The 16,234-nt window shown below is 62.9% G+C and carries 23 protein-coding genes and 1 pseudogene; 10 read left to right on the top strand and 14 right to left on the bottom strand.

All coding sequences use genetic code 11. The features are described from left to right. Positions 1-31: 31 nt before the first annotated feature. Both IAE37_RS19010 and IAE37_RS19005 read left to right on the top strand, forming a co-directional pair. Positions 32-643 (top strand): FMN-dependent NADH-azoreductase, encoded by a 612-nt coding sequence (locus IAE37_RS19010; protein ID WP_201176004.1) that lies wholly within the window; start codon positions 32-34, stop codon positions 641-643. Between the two features lie 111 nt (positions 644-754). Further along, positions 755-1,783: an alpha/beta hydrolase family protein gene (locus IAE37_RS19005; protein WP_201176001.1), complete on the top strand. Its 1,029-nt coding sequence runs from the start codon at positions 755-757 to the stop codon at positions 1,781-1,783. Here the strand turns inward: IAE37_RS19005 and IAE37_RS19000 are convergent. The 4 genes and pseudogenes from IAE37_RS19000 to IAE37_RS18990 form a co-directional block, all read right to left on the bottom strand. Continuing rightward, positions 1,763-2,947 (bottom strand): MFS transporter, encoded by a 1,185-nt coding sequence (locus IAE37_RS19000; RefSeq protein ID WP_201175997.1) that lies wholly within the window; start codon positions 2,945-2,947, stop codon positions 1,763-1,765. The two genes, IAE37_RS19005 and IAE37_RS19000, sit on opposite strands and share 21 nt — an antisense overlap. Positions 2,948-3,149: 202 nt before the next feature. Beyond that, positions 3,150-4,736: an ABC-F family ATPase gene (locus IAE37_RS18995; protein WP_201175995.1), complete on the bottom strand. Its 1,587-nt coding sequence runs from the start codon at positions 4,734-4,736 to the stop codon at positions 3,150-3,152. Positions 4,737-4,756: 20 nt separating this feature from the next. Then, positions 4,757-4,982, bottom strand: a pseudogene (locus IAE37_RS28855) (site-specific integrase); the annotation flags it as partial. 159 nt (positions 4,983-5,141) lie between these two features. Further along, the gene (locus IAE37_RS18990; protein ID WP_201175994.1) at positions 5,142-5,348 is read right to left on the bottom strand and encodes a DUF6434 domain-containing protein; all 207 of its coding nucleotides are present in this window, start codon (positions 5,346-5,348) and stop codon (positions 5,142-5,144) included. A gap of 259 nt (positions 5,349-5,607) precedes the next feature. Between IAE37_RS18990 and IAE37_RS18985 the strand changes: the two genes are divergently transcribed. After that, positions 5,608-5,880: a hypothetical protein gene (locus IAE37_RS18985; RefSeq protein WP_201175993.1), complete on the top strand. Its 273-nt coding sequence runs from the start codon at positions 5,608-5,610 to the stop codon at positions 5,878-5,880. A gap of 581 nt (positions 5,881-6,461) precedes the next feature. Here the strand turns inward: IAE37_RS18985 and IAE37_RS18980 are convergent. From IAE37_RS18980 to IAE37_RS18965, 4 genes are all read right to left on the bottom strand, one after another. Then, entirely contained in the window at positions 6,462-6,803 is a 342-nt protein-coding gene (locus tag IAE37_RS18980) for a hypothetical protein (protein WP_236410050.1), read from the bottom strand. A 160-nt stretch (positions 6,804-6,963) separates the two neighbouring features. Then, entirely contained in the window at positions 6,964-7,410 is a 447-nt protein-coding gene (locus IAE37_RS18975; RefSeq protein WP_201175992.1) for a hypothetical protein, read from the bottom strand. Positions 7,411-7,424: 14 nt separating this feature from the next. Continuing rightward, positions 7,425-7,661, bottom strand: coding sequence for a hypothetical protein (locus IAE37_RS18970; RefSeq protein ID WP_201175990.1), 237 nt, complete (start codon positions 7,659-7,661; stop codon positions 7,425-7,427). A 56-nt stretch (positions 7,662-7,717) separates the two neighbouring features. Continuing rightward, positions 7,718-9,676 (bottom strand): WD40 repeat domain-containing protein, encoded by a 1,959-nt coding sequence (locus tag IAE37_RS18965; protein ID WP_201175987.1) that lies wholly within the window; start codon positions 9,674-9,676, stop codon positions 7,718-7,720. Between the two features lie 211 nt (positions 9,677-9,887). Between IAE37_RS18965 and IAE37_RS18960 the strand changes: the two genes are divergently transcribed. The 5 genes from IAE37_RS18960 to IAE37_RS18940 all read left to right on the top strand — a co-directional run bounded on the left by IAE37_RS18960 (position 9,888) and on the right by IAE37_RS18940 (position 11,434). Next, positions 9,888-10,028, top strand: coding sequence for a hypothetical protein (locus IAE37_RS18960; RefSeq protein ID WP_201175986.1), 141 nt, complete (start codon positions 9,888-9,890; stop codon positions 10,026-10,028). 79 nt (positions 10,029-10,107) lie between these two features. Next, positions 10,108-10,374 carry a hypothetical protein gene (locus IAE37_RS18955; protein ID WP_201175985.1) on the top strand — a complete coding sequence of 89 codons (267 nt, stop codon included), beginning with the start codon at positions 10,108-10,110 and terminating at the stop codon, positions 10,372-10,374. Positions 10,375-10,454: 80 nt separating this feature from the next. After that, positions 10,455-10,784, top strand: a complete 330-nt coding sequence (locus IAE37_RS18950) for a hypothetical protein (RefSeq protein ID WP_201176038.1) — start codon at positions 10,455-10,457, stop codon at positions 10,782-10,784. 37 nt (positions 10,785-10,821) lie between these two features. Continuing rightward, positions 10,822-11,004, top strand: coding sequence for a hypothetical protein (locus IAE37_RS18945; RefSeq protein WP_201175984.1), 183 nt, complete (start codon positions 10,822-10,824; stop codon positions 11,002-11,004). 118 nt (positions 11,005-11,122) lie between these two features. Further along, entirely contained in the window at positions 11,123-11,434 is a 312-nt protein-coding gene (locus IAE37_RS18940; RefSeq protein ID WP_201175983.1) for a hypothetical protein, read from the top strand. Between the two features lie 9 nt (positions 11,435-11,443). Here the strand turns inward: IAE37_RS18940 and IAE37_RS18935 are convergent, their stop codons facing one another. Beyond that, positions 11,444-11,695, bottom strand: coding sequence for a hypothetical protein (locus tag IAE37_RS18935; RefSeq protein WP_201175981.1), 252 nt, complete (start codon positions 11,693-11,695; stop codon positions 11,444-11,446). 217 nt (positions 11,696-11,912) lie between these two features. Here IAE37_RS18935 and IAE37_RS18930 point away from each other — a divergent pair, with 217 nt between their 5' ends. Then, entirely contained in the window at positions 11,913-12,413 is a 501-nt protein-coding gene (locus tag IAE37_RS18930; RefSeq protein WP_201175978.1) for a methylated-DNA--[protein]-cysteine S-methyltransferase, read from the top strand. On the opposite strand, the gene IAE37_RS18925 is transcribed toward IAE37_RS18930, so the two are convergent. From IAE37_RS18925 to IAE37_RS18915, 3 genes are all read right to left on the bottom strand, one after another. Continuing rightward, complete coding sequence (locus IAE37_RS18925) at positions 12,410-12,652, bottom strand: hypothetical protein (protein ID WP_201175976.1); 243 nt, start codon at positions 12,650-12,652, stop codon at positions 12,410-12,412. The genes IAE37_RS18930 and IAE37_RS18925 overlap by 4 nt on opposite strands. Then, positions 12,652-13,392 carry a carbon-nitrogen hydrolase family protein gene (locus IAE37_RS18920; RefSeq protein WP_201175975.1) on the bottom strand — a complete coding sequence of 247 codons (741 nt, stop codon included), beginning with the start codon at positions 13,390-13,392 and terminating at the stop codon, positions 12,652-12,654. The genes IAE37_RS18925 and IAE37_RS18920 overlap by 1 nt, the downstream gene beginning before the upstream one ends. 72 nt (positions 13,393-13,464) lie before the next feature. Beyond that, complete coding sequence (locus IAE37_RS18915; RefSeq protein WP_201175974.1) at positions 13,465-13,980, bottom strand: DUF3016 domain-containing protein; 516 nt, start codon at positions 13,978-13,980, stop codon at positions 13,465-13,467. A gap of 74 nt (positions 13,981-14,054) precedes the next feature. Between IAE37_RS18915 and IAE37_RS18910 the strand changes: the two genes are divergently transcribed. Beyond that, positions 14,055-14,750: a metallophosphoesterase gene (locus tag IAE37_RS18910; protein WP_201175973.1), complete on the top strand. Its 696-nt coding sequence runs from the start codon at positions 14,055-14,057 to the stop codon at positions 14,748-14,750. Here the strand turns inward: IAE37_RS18910 and IAE37_RS18905 are convergent. After that, complete coding sequence (locus IAE37_RS18905) at positions 14,728-15,342, bottom strand: LysE family translocator (protein ID WP_201175972.1); 615 nt, start codon at positions 15,340-15,342, stop codon at positions 14,728-14,730. The two genes, IAE37_RS18910 and IAE37_RS18905, sit on opposite strands and share 23 nt — an antisense overlap. 66 nt (positions 15,343-15,408) lie before the next feature. After that, positions 15,409-16,233 carry an AraC family transcriptional regulator gene (locus tag IAE37_RS18900; protein WP_201175971.1) on the bottom strand — a complete coding sequence of 275 codons (825 nt, stop codon included), beginning with the start codon at positions 16,231-16,233 and terminating at the stop codon, positions 15,409-15,411. Between the last annotated feature and the right edge of the window lies 1 nt (position 16,234).

Genomic DNA, 16,234 nt, shown 5'->3' with positions numbered 1-16,234 from the left:
TCGCTGCGGTCTTCATTCACAGGAGAGTCCCATGAAACTGTTGCATATCGATTCGAGCATCCTGGGTGACAATTCCGCCTCCCGTCAGCTGAGCCGCGAAGTGGTCGAGGCGTGGAAGGCTGCCGACCCGAGCGTCGAAGTGGTTTACCGCGACCTGGCCGCCGACGCCATCGCCCACTTCTCCGCCGCCACCCTGGTGGCCGCCGGTACCCCGGAAGACGTGCGTGACGCCGCCCAGGCCTTCGAGGCCAAGCTCAGCGCCGAAACCCTGGAAGAATTCCTCGCCGCCGACGCGGTGGTGATTGGCGCACCGATGTACAACTTCAGCGTGCCGACCCAGCTCAAGGCCTGGATCGACCGCGTCGCCGTGGCCGGCAAGACCTTCCGCTACACCGAAGCCGGCCCGCAAGGCCTGTGCGGTGACAAGAAAGTGGTGCTGGTGTCTACCGCTGGTGGTCTGCACGCTGGCCAGCCGACTGGTGTCGGCCATGAGGACTTCCTCAAGGTGTTCCTTGGCTTCATCGGCATCACCGACCTCGAAGTGGTCCGCGCGCATGGCCTGGCCTATGGCCCAGAGCAGCGCAGCAAGGCCATCGACGAAGCCCAGGCGCAGATCGCCAACGAGCTGTTCGCCGCGGCCTGATCGCCGCCAGGGAGGGGGCGCCTATGCGCCCCATCCTTTCATCCAGTTTTCATCTTGCCCCGCTTAAGACCCGCATATGCTGGTCTGATCTTTCCTTGCGGGGACCCTCCGATGAACGCCCCCCGTTCCTTGCTGACCCTGGCGCTGCTCGGCGGCCTGCTCGGCCACGCCCAGGCGGCCCCATGGGTAGCTGGCTTGCACCACATGACCCTGGCCGACCCGGTCGATGCCCGGCCCATGCAGGCCTTGGCGTTCTATCCCGCAACGGCCCAGGCACACCAGCAACGTATCGACGGATACCCTGTGCGGGTGGCCGAGGAAGCCCCGGTCGCCATGGGCCAGTTCCCGTTGCTGGTGCTGTCCCATGGCAATACCGGCAGTCCGCTGGCTTTGCACTACCTGGCCACCTCCCTGGCCCGCGAGGGCTTCGTGGTGGTGGCGGTGGTGCACCCAGGCGACAATGCGCGCGACCCCAGTCGCCTGGGCACCTTGAGCAATCTGTATGGGCGCCCGCTACAGGTCAGTGCGGCGATCACCGCCGCGCGTGACGACGATCTGCTCGGGCCGTACCTGAACGACGGCAAGGTCGGGGTGATCGGCTACTCGGCCGGTGGCGAGACGGCGTTGATCCTGTCCGGTGCCCAGCCCGACCTGGATCGCCTGCGACGCTACTGCCTGGAGCGGCCCGAGGATCACGATGCCTGCAAGACCCACGGCGTATTGATTGCCGACCGCAGCGAGCTGGCGCCCCAGGCCGACCCGCGGGTGGGGGCGGTGATGCTGATGGCACCGTTGAGCCTGCTGTTCGGTCGTCACGCCCTGGCCGGGGTGCAAGTGCCTGCCTTGATCTACAGCGGCGACAGCGACCAGTTGGTGGCCGTGGACCGCAACGCCGAAGCGCTGGCGCGCAAGCTGCCGGTGACGCCGGACTACCGCCGGCTGGCCGGCGCGGGGCATTTCGTGTTCATGGCCCGCTGCGATGCCGAACAGCGTGCGCGCATGCCAGCCTTGTGCAAGGATGCCGACGGCGTCGACCGCCGCAACATCCACCATTCTTTGCAACATGACACTGCCGCCTTCTTCAGCCAGGCGCTGGGCGCCCCGGAGCCGGCCGAGCGTTCAGCGGCGACGGGCCAGTAACAGGCACAGGCCGACGCCGGCCAGGGCGAGCAGGGCGGCCACGCCGAAGATCGATGCATAGCCTAGGTGCACGGCCACCGCACCCATCAGCGGGCCGGCGATGGCCAGCGCCATGTCGAAGAACACCGCATAGGCGCCCAGGCCCGCACCACGGCTGCTGGCAGGTACCTTGTTGATCGCTTCTACACCCAGCGCCGGGTACACCAGCGACAAGCCGAAGCCGGTCAGGCCCGCCCCGACCAGCGCCCAGGCCGGTACCGGAGCCAGCCACAGCAAGCTCAAGCCGACGACTTCGGTGGCCATGCAGGCAATGGCGACGTTGTACCCGCCGAAGCGGTTGACGGCATTGACGAACAACAGCCGCGAAATGATGAAGCACACGCCGAAGGCGCTCAGGCACAGGGCTGCGCCTTGCCAGCCGCGTTCGAGGTAATAGAGGGTGACGAAGGTCGTCAGGGTGCCGTAGCCGATGGACGCCAGGGTCAGGCCCAGCCCACACGGTGCCACCCGGCCGAAGGCCGACCAGAACGGCAGGCGTTCACCACGGCTGACCACCACGTCTTCCCGTTTGCGCAGTACCAGCAAGGCCAGCACGGCCATCACCGACAGTGCCGGCCCGAGCACGGCAAAACTCAGGTAATCCACGGCCAGCACGCCGACCGGTGCGCCGATGGCGATGGCGCCATAGGAGGCGATACCATTCCAGGAAATGACCCGTGCGGTGTGCTCGGCGCCGACCTGGTTGATGCCCCAGCTCAGCGTGGCGACGCCGATCAGACCCTGGGCCACGCCCAGCGACAGGCGCCCGATCAACAGCAGTACCAGGCTCAGTTGCGGGGTCGCCACGGTCCACGCCGAGAGCAGCGTGAACACCCCGCAGCCGGCGATGCCCATCAAGCCATAGCGGATCGCCCGCTTGCCGCCGAGCGTGTCGGCCACGCGCCCGGCGAAGGGGCGGCTGGTCAGCGTGGCGAGGTATTGCAGGCCGATCGTCAGGCCGGCGATGACAGCGCCGAAACCCAGCTGATCGTGCACGTAGCTGGGCAGCACCGCGATCGGCAGGCCGATGCAGAGAAACGCAACGAAGGTGTAGAAGACGATCGAAAGGATTTGCAGGGTGATGCCGAAGGTACTGCTGGTGGGGGCGGGTTCTTGCGCGGTCATGGGCTCGTTCGCGGGCGGGCGGTTGGGCGTGAGCCCATGATGGCCGCTGCGCGGAAGAAATGAAAGCAGGCTAACGAATTATTCGACTAACTGTACCCAATGTCGGGACCCGGCGCGCTCAGTGCACACCTGTAGGAGCGGGCCAGACAGTTGCCGCGACGACTGACCCAGGCACCCCACGGTGCCTGGGTTGGCCTATTCCTTAGACCAAGACGCCCTGGCTGCGCAGGTAATCGTCGTAGGTACCGCTGAAGTCCACCACACCGTCGGCAGTCAGCTCGATGATGCGGGTCGCCAGCGACGACACGAACTCACGGTCGTGGCTGACGAACAGCAGCGTACCCGGGTAGTTCTCCAGCGCCAGGTTCAGCGCTTCGATCGACTCCATGTCCAGGTGGTTGGTCGGCTCGTCCATGACCAGCACGTTCGGCTTCTGCAGGATCAGCTTGCCGAACAGCATGCGGCCTTGCTCACCACCGGAAATCACCTTCACCGACTTGAGGATCTCGTCGTTGGAGAACAGCATGCGCCCGAGGGTGCCGCGGATCACCTGCTCGCCGCTGGTCCACTGGCCCATCCAGTCGAACAGGGTGACGTCGTCTTCGAAGTCGTGGGCGTGGTCCTGGGCGTAGTAGCCCACTTCGGCGCTGTCGGTCCACTTCACTTCGCCCTTGTCCGGCGTCATCTCGCCGACCAGGGTGCGCAGCAGGGTGGTCTTGCCGATACCGTTGGGGCCGATGATCGCCACACGCTCGCCGGCTTCGATGGTGAAGCTGAAGTCCTTGAACAGCACCTTGTCGTCGAAGGCCTTGGCCATCTTCTCGACCACCACGGCCTGGCGGTGCAGCTTCTTGGTCTGCTCGAAGCGGATGAACGGGCTCACCCGGCTCGACGGCTTGACTTCGGCCAGCTGGATCTTGTCGATCTGCTTGGCACGCGAGGTCGCTTGCTTGGCTTTCGAGGCGTTGGCCGAGAAGCGGCTGACGAAGGTCTGCAGTTCGGCGATCTGGGCTTTCTTCTTGGCGTTGTCCGACAGCAGTTGCTCACGCGACTGGGTGGCCGCGGTCATGTACTCGTCGTAGTTGCCCGGGAACAGGCGCAGCTCGCCGTAGTCCAGGTCGGCCATGTGCGTGCAGACACTGTTGAGGAAGTGCCGGTCGTGGGAAATGATGATCATGGTGCTGTTACGCGCCGTAAGAATCGTTTCCAGCCAACGAATGGTGTTGATGTCCAGGTGGTTGGTCGGTTCGTCGAGCAGCAGCACGTCCGGGTCCGAGAACAGCGCCTGGGCCAGCAGCACGCGCAGCTTCCAGCCTGGAGCGACTTCGCTCATCGGGCCGAAGTGCTGTTCCAGCGGGATGCCCAGGCCCAGCAGCAATTCACCGGCGCGGGACTCGGCGGTGTAGCCGTCCATTTCGGCGAACTCGGTTTCCAGCTCGGCGACGGCCATGCCGTCTTCCTCGGTCATTTCCGGCAACGAGTAGATACGGTCGCGCTCGGCCTTGACCTGCCACAGCTGGGCGTGGCCCATGATCACCGTGTCGATGACGGTGAATTCCTCGTAGGCGAACTGGTCCTGGCGCAGCTTGCCCAGGCGGGTGTTCGGCTCGAGCATGACCTGGCCGCCGGACGGCTCGAGGTCGCCACCGAGGATCTTCATGAAGGTGGACTTGCCACAACCGTTGGCGCCGATCAGGCCGTAGCGGTTGCCGTTGTTGAATTTGACGGAAACGTTTTCGAACAGCGGCTTGGAGCCGAACTGCATCGTGATGTTGGCGGTGGAGATCAAAGGGCTTACCTATCAGTAACTTACGACGCTGGATTTTCAGCTGATACCGATTTGATACCAATCTTGAGTTTTTCCAGCTCGCTCCAGTCGGAGCTTGAGTTGAGCCAACGAGCATAGGTCGACAGCAGCATCTGCACGCTGTGACCCAGCTGTAGGGCGATAAATGCGGGGGTTGAGGCCGGACATTGAGCGTATTGTCGCATAGGTGTGGCGGCAGTTGTATGGGGGCCGACGCCTGATGCCCAACTCATATCACCCGTGGGGGCGTCGTGCTGAGGCCTGGGTGATCGCGGTAGTGCTGATTGCCGGCGGCGCGGTGCTGGGCTGGCTGGGGGCTACTGGGCGATGGCCAGTAGCCTGGCCGCCGAGAGGGCTGGTGCGGCCCTCAATCGGGTAACGCCGTAGTCAGCGATGCAAGCGCAGCCATTCATCTGCGACATCGCCCATAGTGGACGGGGCACCGCTCTTGATCCAGGCCATGAAGGGCCGATCGAATTTGAATGCTCCGCCGCACTCGCTCGCCATGAACTCCCGGACTTTCTGAGTGTTCCGGTAGCTGGAGTCGATTGGGGTGGTGCGGGTGATTGGCCCAGCATGCCAGTTGAAGCTCATATCCAGTTCCTTGGATGGGGAGTCGAGCGGAGCCTAGCACTGCGCGGGGCGCAAACACAGCCGGAAACGGGGGCAGATATAGTTTCTCTCACCTCGGTTCCTCTATGACAGAAAAGAAAACAGCCCCGTCCCTCTTTCCGTCTAGCTAGTTGCCTCCTGGTCTATTTCGCTAGACTAGCCCGCGAGAACATCATCCTTGAGTCCTAGGTCGCTGGATGCGACCTGCCAGGGTGTTGACTGAGTGAGGCAAGGAGATGCTATGTCACTGCTCAAACTGCACACTGTCTGGAGGCGTCCTCATGAGGGGGCGGCGGTTGTGTATTACTGCTTCGAAGATCTGAACACGGGAAAATTTTGCGTTCAGAATGCAGACTTTTTCCACTCGAACGTCGATGCCCTACGGGCCCGATCCGATGCTCTGGCCATGGAGCTGTTTATGGAGGAAAGCCCCTTGGAACGATGCAGTTGGGCTGATTCGATAACGGCTGCCATCGAACAACATGATCGTGAGTTCGAGAATCACACTAATTGAGTGAGTTCGACAGCCATGAACGGATCCGCGAGCACCGGCATAGCCGGTGCCATCCACCGCGACGCCTGCTTCGCGGGTAAACCCGCTCCTACAGAGGGCGCAGCTAAGCCGATATCCTAACGTCCTTAGGGTCGTAGCGGTAAGTCGCGAATGGCCGCTTCATACCATTGCTGCCCTTCGTGGAGGACAGCTATAGGGCAATAGCAGACATCCGCACCTGGAAAAAGTAACCTCTGCAGATGTCAGGGATTCGAGATATGGAATGATTAACCTGCTATCCATTGCCAGTCATAAATCCAAGTACAGCCTCAGCTTCTACCCAACCTTTGCCGTTGGTCGATTGGTACGGCTCAATACCGAGCCTGACGTTCGAACGCGCCCATTTTCAGGGTGTGCTGGACGCGTTCCGAAAACAAGAGAACATCAAAATGGACTGGGATTAGGGGCGAACTGCTGAAGGGAAGCCCGCTGAAGAAGTCGAGCAGCTGCACCTGCTGGCCAGGGCTCGTGGCAAAGAGCTACCCCCGCTCCACTGAAACGCTCAGCACGGCAGCCCGGCATTCGGGCTGCCGTGCTGATGCCTAGAGTTTGTACTGGATGGTGTAGGACTCATCATCTCTAGGCTCTATGCTGATCGGCAACCCGAATAGCTTGCCGCCACATTCACTGATGATGCATCGGTACACGGCTCCTTGCCTGAGCTGAGTCCACAAGCCTTCGTCATGTATTATGATCCCCACGACTCGGACTTGAGGGTCCTCTCGGACCTGAGCCTCTTGATAATCAAGGTCGCACCCAAATTCCGGGGTGGTGAAGTCTGGGTCGTAGCCGATCAGTATCCCATGTCGCTTGAGATCGTCCCGGATCCGTTCAATCACCTCATTCGCTTCTTGTATGATCATGATCGCTATCTCACGGTTCATGCGCTCATCAAAACTTTAGCTGATCCTCACGGTTTTCGTTGTTTATCGGCGAGACCAGTGACTCCAGATTCAGCATTTCGCTTGCTGGTCCCCAATAGGGTCATGAAACGGCAGTAGAACAAGCGTAGCTACTCCTTTGCCATTGCTCCGTGCTGGCCGGTCAGTCACTGGAGCCAGAATCCCCACCATCGCTCGATGAACTGCACGAACTGTCGCCGCCGCTGGAGTACCCGTGGTCGCCATGGCCGCCGCTGTGACTGGAACAGTGAGACCGCGTGGGAGTGTCGTCCCCGGCCGCGTAGGCCGCGGGGCTGAAGGCGGGCAGGGTGGGATCATGCTGGGTGGCGGATGCCGCCCGGGCCTTGGGTGATGCCCGCTGGGCCAGATCCTGCATTTCCCGCCGTCGAGCACTTCGGATCATCGAGCGCGCATACAGCCACACCAGCCCCGTAACGGCCAGGGATAACAGGTAGCGGGCGAGGATGAGCCAGAACGGCGCCGTTACCCACGGCCAGGTCCAACTGATGACCCCGTACAGCTTCAGGCCTACGAGGAGCACGCCCAAGACCGCCAGGGCGCCATTCTTGCGATTGTTGCTTATCGACATCAATTTTTCCTTTGTCAGCCTTCGGGAGCGGTGACTCCGCAAATGAACTCATCCGAGCCAAGCCGGTGCGAGCCATACTCCACGACGTAGCCTGCTCCGCGGCGCTCGGCTTCAGCTTTTGCGGTCTTCTGGTCGGCGTAGACGTCGACGAAATGCCAGGGGTGGCGGTCTCGCAGGACGCCCCAGCCGAGTACCCAGCCCTCGTTGTTTGGGTCTGGAGGAAGGTTTTTCGCCAGGCTGCGGATACTCATGGGTTGCTCCTCGATTGCACACTTCACTTCAACATTGACGCATCCAGCTGCCCAATTTACCAGTCGGAGGGCACATCCCAGCCAAGCAGCCCGTTCGAGCAGCGCCCCACCAGCAGGTCACCCTGTGGGGTCCACTGCAATTGCTTGAGGTCGCTGCATCCGGTTTTCTCCGAGCGCAGCGTCAGCGAGCGCCCGGTCTGCAGATTCCACAGCACGGCGGCATTTTCCCGTGAGCCGGTGGCCATCGCCAGCAGGCGGCCGTCGGGCGAAGGCGCGGCCGTGCCCAGCGTTTCCTGCCCAGGCAGGGCGAGGGAGTAGCGAACCTTGCCGCTGGCGACGTCGACGACATGCACGCCTGGGGTGCGTTTTTTATCCTCGATCAGTATGAAACCGACCCCGATCCAGCCTCCTTTGGCCGAACCGAAGGGCTCGGGCGTCCACTGTGCCATGCCCCTGTCCTCCTGCGGGTCGGCTTCGCCAAAACGGCGGGGCAAGCGCACCGCGCGCAGCACCTTGCCGTTCTCGCTGTCGAGTTCAGCGAGCCCATTAACATCCTCGACCCAGAAACCGGGCATTTCACCGTCCCAGCGCACGGGCTTGATCTGCAGGTTGCCGGGCGCCGGCTCGCGCATCACGCCTTGGCGCAGGGAGGCGAAGCGTTTCTCGTAGGTCCATGGCGCACCGTCGCCAGCCGGCTGGGCTGTCGGCTGCCAGATATCGAAGTTGTCTCGCTTGTTCCGGTAGCTGTGGTCGTACGCCAGCGGTACGCCGTTACCGAGATGGAAGTAGTCGATGTACTTGTCCACTTCGCGATCGCTTTTGAACTCGATGGGGTGCGTGGCCAGTTTCTGGGTGGCGGCGTCGAAGTGCACGAGCTGCCGATTGACCGCGAGGTAGGCCGACTGCCCACGGGTATCGCGCGACAACAACCCCTTGGTGAAGAAGTCCGCGGGCGTCCAGACCACACGCGGCTGATTACCCGGCGCCGGTGACCATTGCAGGAGCGCCTGGGGATAGCTGCGTAACATCAGCACGGTGCCATCGGCCAGGACCGTGAACTTGTCCATGCCCTCGAACGCCAGCAGCACTTGCGCCTGCAGCGCCTTGGCGTGCGGGTCGGGTAGGGTGAGCTTGGGCTCACGCACCAGGGCGCGCGATTTCGCCACGACCGGGACCCGCCAGTGCTCGGCGTTCAGGCCAAGTTCCAGGTTGGCATCGGGTAGCTGGCTCAATGCCTCGTACACCGGCCGGAACATGGCCTCCGGCACGCTGTTGCGCTCCAGGCGGCTTGGCGGATGGGCGCCGAACACATCGAAATCGGCGAGGCCGCGCAGTTGACCGATGAAATTGTTGTCGGGGTTGGGGTACTCGTCGTTGCGCGTCAGGAAGATCGAGGTAGCGGGGCGCCCGAATACCGGGTCGAGCTGCCGCACGTTGGCAATGACGATACTGCTGCTCTTGCCGCGCAAACCGTGTTCACGCCTGGCGCTGCCGGACCAGAACTTGTAGAGCTCGGTCAACGGCGCCATGCGTTCGCCGCCGGGCTGGAATCTGAGCGTTCGCTCCAGGTCCGCAAGGCGCGCGGGTATCTCCGACTCCGCCAGGGCACCTTCGCGCACGTTTTCCTGCAGCTTGGGCAGATCGACCTGGCGGACCAGTTTCTGCGCAAGCTCAGGGTGGCGCGACAGCAGCACCTCGCCCCAGCCCTCGCTCATCCGCGAGACCGGTATCAGCTCGATCTCATCGCGCAAGGGGCCGACCGGCCGCAAGGCCTCGACGACGACCGGCAAGACCTGGCTGAAGGGCAGATCGACGACCATTTCCACCCCGAGAAGCCGGTTGCCGTCCTTTGCCAGTTCTGGTGTCTGCAATGCCGCAGGCAGGCCCCTTGCGATGTCTTCGGCGGTGGTGGGGCGGATCTGCCAGCCAGGTGGCAAGGGTGTGGCGTTGGCCATGGCGTTGCAGCCGAATGCGGCTGCCCATAGCGCGTATTTCCAGAAACCCGCGTACTTCATGTGAGTTGCTTCCTTGCTGTATCGGTGCTGCTTGGCTGTCCCAGCGGCTTTTTACATGATGAAACAAGGGCGGCAGCAAAAGCAAAAATGCCCACGCCGCTGTGCCATGCGGTTTTCCAGTTGCTATCATCCGCGCCCTCGGGAAGGCGTCTTGGATGAACGGGCTGTGAGAGAAAAACAGAGGTTGGTGACATGGCCTGGGATGGCCGCGATGGCCGTTACCGTGCTGGGCGTGGTGCTGTACTGCACCGAGCAGGTCGGGTTGTGGGGGATGTTCGTCATCATCATGCTGCCGAACGTCCTTTTCTGGCTGAGCAAATGCTTGCGCAGACTTACCGGCATAGGGAAGTAGGCAGAGGATAGGGCGGTTGAAAGTTCCTTGTGCGTCGACTATGCCTAGATAACAATCCACGTGCCCGCAAGGAGACCGCATGGACTGTTTCATTTGTGGCAATGAAGCTTTGCTTCTGAAGGATGAATGTTCTGGCTGCTGGGTCGACTGCAGCGGTTGCGGAATCTATGAGGCGCAAGGGGAGTTCGTTCCGGCCTGTCATACCGTGGCAGAGGGGTTGCGTGGCATCCTCGACCGGCAGCGCCAAGCGTTTATCGAGCCCCCGATAATCACCGGCCAATCGGCTTACCTGCTCTATGCTTTGAGCCTTATTGGTTTCAATAGTCATTCCCATAAGACCGAATAACCGAGCCGTTCTACCTTGGTGGATTAGTGCAACTGGGTGTAAGTGGGTAGAATCGATCAGCTCAAATGGATCAAGTTCAAATGCCTATCTTTCGTATTCTCAGTTGTTCGCTTCTGATTGCTGTTGTTGCAGGTTGTGCCACGCCAGGAAAACCCACTGGCAGCAAGACTTCCGCTAAAACTCCCGAGGCTTATGCTGCCTGTGTCTTGCCTAAATGGCAGACGCTGGCGCCGCAAACCACGCAGAAGTCGATTGCCCATGGTTACCGCCTTACGGCACCTAGTTCGCTGACGTCCGACGAGGTGTTGGAGGTGGTGGCGTATCGCGAGGGAAGCAGGGCGACCTTCTACAAAGGCAGCTTCCTGTCCTCGGACAAGCTGCGCATGGCAGCGCGTGAGTGCCTCGACTGAATGTGTTTCAATGGGCCTTCACTCAGGAGGACCCCGAATGGCCAAGACAGCCAAGACCCCATTCATTTTCGTTGGCGCACCGTTGCTCGCCGTGGGCGCCGCATTCGCTGCGGTAGCGGCCTCGGGTCAGCCGGCATTCGGCTATACCGCCGCTGGGCTGCTGGTGCCCGGTATCGTCTTGCTCGCCACTGGTCTGTGGTCGCGTCGCCGCAGGGCTTGAGCTGGGTAGTTCGGGCAGCCGCCGCGCAAGATTTTGCATTCGCCCGATTCACTCGTGATAATCCAGCTTTTCATGTTGTGGAGGTAGGCGGGTGGAGACCAGAAGTATCGTGGCAGAGATGTTCATCGGAATCCCGACGCATTTCTGGGTTTTACCTGCCGCCGGTGTCATCGCCTATTTCGGCTTGAAGTGGGCCGACCGTTCGCTCACGCGCTCGACCCTGCTGCGCACGGTCACCTACCTGATGCTGCTCGCCCTCGCAGTGTTGCCCAACGGCATCCATGCATTGTTCCCGCCGACTCCGGAATTGATGGTCACAGGGCAATCCCTGCCCAACTACAAGGGCCTGTTCTATCTGGATACCTTCTACGTGTTCGCCGGGTGGGCGTTGAGCCGGGTCGCCAAACTCAAGTTCCGCACGCACGAATGACTGGAACTGTTACCCGCTGGGAAACGCCGAATTGAACGCAAGTTCGACCCCATCTTCGGCCGCCGAAGCCTCGGCGTTCATGCGCAGGCAGTGCTGTTCGGCTTCGGCCTTGCTCGGGTAACTGGGTTTCAAGCGTTCCTTGCCGTGGTTGTCATAGATATCGAAGCCACCACATACGGTTGCCGCGTAGTAGCGTGTACCGATGCGAAAAGACTCTTTCTCGACCGGCACGGCCGGAACGATAACAAATCTCGTTTGCATGTTTCGTGCCTCCCCAGGCAGAGACTTTAGTATTAGCTGGAGTGTCTGAAACCAGCAAGTTAGCTCATGGGTGGCAATCGATTGCGTCACCAGCCTGTCATATACCACCCGTCGCCAGGCTTTCGGATTTCGCCATTTGCGTGCGCAAGAAAGCGGATGCGCCTCGCCGCGCGGGTGCGTACAGTGCCAGCAACGTTCACCTTCCAGGAGCCTGCCCATGTCCAGTGCCTACACCTTCATGCAATCCCCGGTCGGCACCCTGACCCTGGCGGCCCGTGGCGACAGCCTGGCGGCCGTGCTGTGGGAAGAGGAGCGGGAGAATCGCGTGCGCCTGGGCGAGCTGCACCGTGATGATGCCCACCCGGTACTGCTCCGGGCCGCTTGCCAGCTAGGCGAATACTTTGCCGGCAACCGCCAGCACTTCGACCTGCCACTGGATTTTGCCGGCACCGAGTTCCAGCGTCAGGTCTGGGCAGCGCTGTTGACCATTCCCTTTGGCGAAACCCGCAGCTACAGCGACATCGCCCGGCAGATCGGCAACCCCAGCGCCGTGCGGGCAGTGGGCGCCGCCAATGGCCGCAACCCGATTTCCATCATTGCCCCCTGCCATCGTGTGATCGGTGCCGGCGGTGGGCTGACCGGCTTTGCCGGCGGTTTGCCGGCCAAGCAGTACCTGTTGGCGCTGGAGGGGCGCCAGAGCCTGGCGTTGGCGTTCTAGCCGACCCAGGCTGCGACCAGGCACACCACGATGGTCAGCAGCGAGCCGGCCATCAGCGTGTACTGCCGATGCGCACGTTGCGCACGAGACTGCACCTCGCGCAGATATTGCCCGGGTGGCGGGGCGTCGGGGCGGTGGCGCAGGCCCTCGGCGATCTCCGCCAGTTGGCCTCTGATCAACAGGCCGACGATGTAATAGGTCACGGCGTAACTGGCCAATGCCAGCAGCAGGTATTTCATCAAGACAAGCCATCTAATGGCAGTGTGGCAGCACTGGCGCTGAGGGTGTCCAGCAGCACCAGGCCCTGGCTGTGCTCGTCCAGTGCCGCCAGCATGCGGCCCTGGCTGTCCCAGGCCGCCGAGCCGCCGGCACCGATGAAGCAGTCCGAGGCGCCGACGCAGTTGGCCATCAACACGCTCATGCCCAAGGTACGCGCGGCCTCTGGGTAGTGTTCGTAACCCTCGCGCAGGCCCTTGGCGGTCTTCGCCACGCTCACCAGGTAGATGTCCGCACCCAGCGCCTGGGCCTGGGCGGCGTGCTCGATGAACATCGACTCGTAGCAAATGGCTGGTGCGATACGGTGCACGCCTGCGGAAAACACCACAGGCTGGCTCGCCGGGGTGAAGAACGGCAGCTCGTCGGCATGCAGGCGTTGCTTGGCGTATTCCAGGCGAGGCGCGCCGGGGCTGAGGATCGGCATGCCGATGCGGATACCGTCGGGGGTAGGCAACGGCAAGCCTACCGCCACCGTGATGCCGTGGCGTTCGCAGGCGGCCTGCAGTGGGTCGAGCCGGGAAGAGCACAGCGGCAGCGCCACCTGGCGGGCCAGGGCGGGTTCGTAGCCGGTCAGTGACAGCTCGGGGAACACCACCAGTTCTGCGCCCTGTGCCGCTGCCTGGTCGATGCAATACAGGTGCCGCTCGAGGTTACGCTGCAAGTCGCCCTTGTATGCAGCCAGTTGCACGGCGCATAGCTTCATGGTGATGCCCATCCCTGGTCCGAACAAACATCGAGCATACTACCGCTGGCTTCAACAGTACCAGCACCGATGTCAGGATGTCGGACGCTCGGCGAAGCGCTGGCGGAACCAGTCGTCGAGCATGGCTTTTTCGGCGTACAGGCGGTCGCTGCTGCTCGCCGCGCGACCAGGGCGGCTCAGGTACATCTTGTCGCTGACCCGTTCCTGGGCGTGCTGGTCGGGTTTGCCGGGCTGGCTCAGGGTATAGGTGAGCTCGATGGTCGGCCAGGTGATGTCACGCATGTAGCGCACATCGTAGGCATTGCCGTGCCAGGGCTCATAGCGACCGGCCAGGTCGATGTCGCGGATGTCGATGGCCAGGTGCTGGCCGGGTTGCAAGTAGCGTTGACCCAGTTTCTGCAGGTACTGGGTGAGGGTTTTCAGCACGTAGGCATCGGCACCACGCTCGTAGCCTGGGCCGTCGAGGCTGGCATCGCGGAATTTTTCCGGATGCTCGAAACGGACCTCGACCTGCTCGGCGGGAGCCGCGTGTGCCATGCTGTCCATTGCCAGTGCCACGAGCACGGCATACACGAGGGATGTACGCATGATGCACCTCCGGGCTGGCTGTGTGTTCGATCATTTTACCCCCGCCCGAGGCGCAACAGCAGAGGAACATTGTAATGAGCCGGTTTCGCCACGTGAGCGCCAACACACTCGGCCGTGACCTGGCCGTAGGGGATATCCACGGGCATTTCCGCCGCCTGGAGCAGACCCTGGAGGCGGTGGCTTTCGATCCGAGCGTCGACCGCCTGTTCAGTGTCGGCGACCTGGTCGACCGCGGGCCGCACAGTGAAGAGGCGCTGGATTGGCTGGCTCGGCCCTGGTTCCATGCGGTGCAGGGCAACCATGAGTCGCTGGCGATCACCCTGTTGCGCGGCGGGCGCCTGGAACTGGACATGTACCGTGCGGCGGGTGGCAGCTGGTTCATCGACATGGCGCCGGGCGAACAGCAGCGCTATGTCGAGGCATTCGCCCAATTGCCCGTCGCGATGGAGGTCGAGACCGAGGCCGGCCTGGTCGGCCTGCTGCACGCCGACAGCCCCTTCGCCGACTGGGCCACCCTGCGTACCAGCCTGCAAACGCAGTACGACCTGCAGGTGATCGAGGTGTGCCAGTGGTCCCGGCGGCGTCTCAAGGACGACGACAGCGAGCCGGTGGCAGGCGTGCGCGCGTTGCTGGTAGGCCACACGCCGGTATTGCGTGCCAAATGCCTCGGCAATGTCTGGCACCTGGACACGGGTGGCTGGGCCAGTGGCTATTTCAGCCTGATGGACCTCGCCACCCTGCGTGTGATCAGTTCCACGCCAGGCGCATGAGCAGCGCCGTGGCCAGCACTATCAGCATCGCCCCGCAGGCACGCTCCAGCCAGGGCAGGGCCTGGGTGAAACGGCGCAGCACGCGGCGGTTGCCGATCACCAGCGCCACCAATAGATCCCACAACAGCACGATGGCGAACATCCAGCTGGCGTAGACCAGCTTCCAGGCCACGCTGCTGCTGGCCACCATGCTTGCCAGGCTGGCATAGAACAAGGCGTTCTTGGGGTTGAGCACACCCGAAGCGAAACCCATGCCTAGGTTGCGCCAACCGCTGCTGCTGAATGCGCGGGCGTCGATGGCGGAGAGGTTGGACCGCCCGGCGTGACGCAGGAACAGCCCGCCGATGTACATCAGGTAGGCGGCCCCGGCCAGTTGCAGGGCAATGAACGATGCACTGCCTTCACGCAGCACCGACAACCCGGCGAAGGCCATGGCAATGAACAGCCCGTTGGCCAGGGCGATGCCCAGGCAGGCACCGCTGGCGGCGCGCCAGCCGGCGTTGATCGAGGTGCGGGCGACCAGGAAAAAGTCCGGGCCAGGCGATAGCAAGGCGAGGAAGTGGGCGAGGGCGACGATCAGGAACTGCTCCATGGAACTGGCTTTCTCTGGTGGAAGAAAGCGCAGTCTGCGAGCGCGGATGCCTGCCCGTATTGAAGATTATTGCAGCGGCGCGTGCGCTTGGCGGTACAGCCCCGGGGTGATGCCGACGTGGGCCTTGAACACCCGCTGGAAGTGGGCCTGGTCGGCGAACCCCAAGCGATAGGCCACATCGGCCAGGGCCTGGCCTTGGCCCAGCAACTGCCGGCCCTGGTTGACCCGGGCATTGAGCAGGTAGGCATGCGGGGTCAGCCCGGTGGCGGCACGAAACGCCCGGATCAAGGCATAACGGCCCATGCCGGTTTGTCGGGCCAGTTCGTCCAGGCTCAATTGGCCTGGGCCTTCGAGCTCGATCCGGTGGGTCAGCGCGCGCAACGTTGTCGGTGCCAGCGGCGGGACTGGGGCGGCTACCAGCGTAGGCTGCTCAGCGAAGTCGTTGTCGCCCAGGAAGGCCACCAGCGCGGCCTCCTTCTCCAGCGTGGAGGCGTGCGAGAACAGCACATCGTTGAGTTCGCAAAACTGCCGGTACAGCTGCGCACAATGGCTGATGCGTGCCGGTGCTCCAGGCGCAGCGCAGGCCAGGCCGGCTTCCAGACGCAGCGCTGCCAGCCAATCGGCATGTACATGCAGCATCTGGTAGCTCCAGGCCTGCCCAGGCTCGGGGTTGCAGGCATGCACCCGCTGTGCCGGTACCAGCACCAGGGTACCGGGCGTCAGGCGCTGCTGGCCTCCCTCGGCGCCGGTGAATCGGCTGTAGCCGGCATCCACCGCGCCAATGGAGAAGGTCGGGTGGCTATGGGCCTTGTAGCAGGCCCGGCTATGGCAGGCACGGCGGCTCTCCACGAAAGGCAGCGCCGGGTCGCGCCAGAGTTCGTCGACAGACATG

Source organism: Pseudomonas sp. S31, from assembly GCF_016648105.1.
Classification (GTDB): Bacteria; Pseudomonadota; Gammaproteobacteria; order Pseudomonadales; family Pseudomonadaceae; genus Aquipseudomonas.
The sequence above is the reverse complement of the archived record's forward strand: the minus strand, read 5'-3'. Positions and strand labels throughout refer to the sequence as shown.

Excerpts from the sequence above, each read along its gene's own strand:
- IAE37_RS18910 (WP_201175973.1), top strand. The coding sequence starts at position 14,055 with ATGAGCCGGTTTCGCCACGTGAGCGCCAACACACTCGGCCGTGACCTG.
- IAE37_RS19010 (WP_201176004.1), top strand. The coding sequence starts at position 32 with ATGAAACTGTTGCATATCGATTCGAGCATCCTGGGTGACAATTCCGCC.
- IAE37_RS18940 (WP_201175983.1), top strand. The coding sequence starts at position 11,123 with ATGTTCATCGGAATCCCGACGCATTTCTGGGTTTTACCTGCCGCCGGT.
- IAE37_RS18985 (WP_201175993.1), top strand. The coding sequence starts at position 5,608 with ATGTCACTGCTCAAACTGCACACTGTCTGGAGGCGTCCTCATGAGGGG.
- IAE37_RS18950 (WP_201176038.1), top strand. The coding sequence starts at position 10,455 with ATGCCTATCTTTCGTATTCTCAGTTGTTCGCTTCTGATTGCTGTTGTT.
- IAE37_RS18980 (WP_236410050.1), bottom strand. The coding sequence starts at position 6,803 with ATGAACCGTGAGATAGCGATCATGATCATACAAGAAGCGAATGAGGTG.
- IAE37_RS18970 (WP_201175990.1), bottom strand. The coding sequence starts at position 7,661 with ATGAGTATCCGCAGCCTGGCGAAAAACCTTCCTCCAGACCCAAACAAC.
- IAE37_RS18935 (WP_201175981.1), bottom strand. The coding sequence starts at position 11,695 with ATGCAAACGAGATTTGTTATCGTTCCGGCCGTGCCGGTCGAGAAAGAG.
- IAE37_RS19000 (WP_201175997.1), bottom strand. The coding sequence starts at position 2,947 with ATGACCGCGCAAGAACCCGCCCCCACCAGCAGTACCTTCGGCATCACC.
- IAE37_RS18990 (WP_201175994.1), bottom strand. The coding sequence starts at position 5,348 with ATGAGCTTCAACTGGCATGCTGGGCCAATCACCCGCACCACCCCAATC.
- IAE37_RS18920 (WP_201175975.1), bottom strand. The coding sequence starts at position 13,392 with ATGAAGCTATGCGCCGTGCAACTGGCTGCATACAAGGGCGACTTGCAG.
- IAE37_RS18930 (WP_201175978.1), top strand. The coding sequence starts at position 11,913 with ATGTCCAGTGCCTACACCTTCATGCAATCCCCGGTCGGCACCCTGACC.
- IAE37_RS18965 (WP_201175987.1), bottom strand. The coding sequence starts at position 9,676 with ATGAAGTACGCGGGTTTCTGGAAATACGCGCTATGGGCAGCCGCATTC.
- IAE37_RS18925 (WP_201175976.1), bottom strand. The coding sequence starts at position 12,652 with ATGAAATACCTGCTGCTGGCATTGGCCAGTTACGCCGTGACCTATTAC.
- IAE37_RS18900 (WP_201175971.1), bottom strand. The coding sequence starts at position 16,233 with ATGTCTGTCGACGAACTCTGGCGCGACCCGGCGCTGCCTTTCGTGGAG.
- IAE37_RS18905 (WP_201175972.1), bottom strand. The coding sequence starts at position 15,342 with ATGGAGCAGTTCCTGATCGTCGCCCTCGCCCACTTCCTCGCCTTGCTA.
- IAE37_RS19005 (WP_201176001.1), top strand. The coding sequence starts at position 755 with ATGAACGCCCCCCGTTCCTTGCTGACCCTGGCGCTGCTCGGCGGCCTG.
- IAE37_RS18975 (WP_201175992.1), bottom strand. The coding sequence starts at position 7,410 with ATGTCGATAAGCAACAATCGCAAGAATGGCGCCCTGGCGGTCTTGGGC.
- IAE37_RS18915 (WP_201175974.1), bottom strand. The coding sequence starts at position 13,980 with ATGCGTACATCCCTCGTGTATGCCGTGCTCGTGGCACTGGCAATGGAC.
- IAE37_RS18955 (WP_201175985.1), top strand. The coding sequence starts at position 10,108 with ATGGACTGTTTCATTTGTGGCAATGAAGCTTTGCTTCTGAAGGATGAA.
- IAE37_RS18945 (WP_201175984.1), top strand. The coding sequence starts at position 10,822 with ATGGCCAAGACAGCCAAGACCCCATTCATTTTCGTTGGCGCACCGTTG.
- IAE37_RS18960 (WP_201175986.1), top strand. The coding sequence starts at position 9,888 with ATGGCCGTTACCGTGCTGGGCGTGGTGCTGTACTGCACCGAGCAGGTC.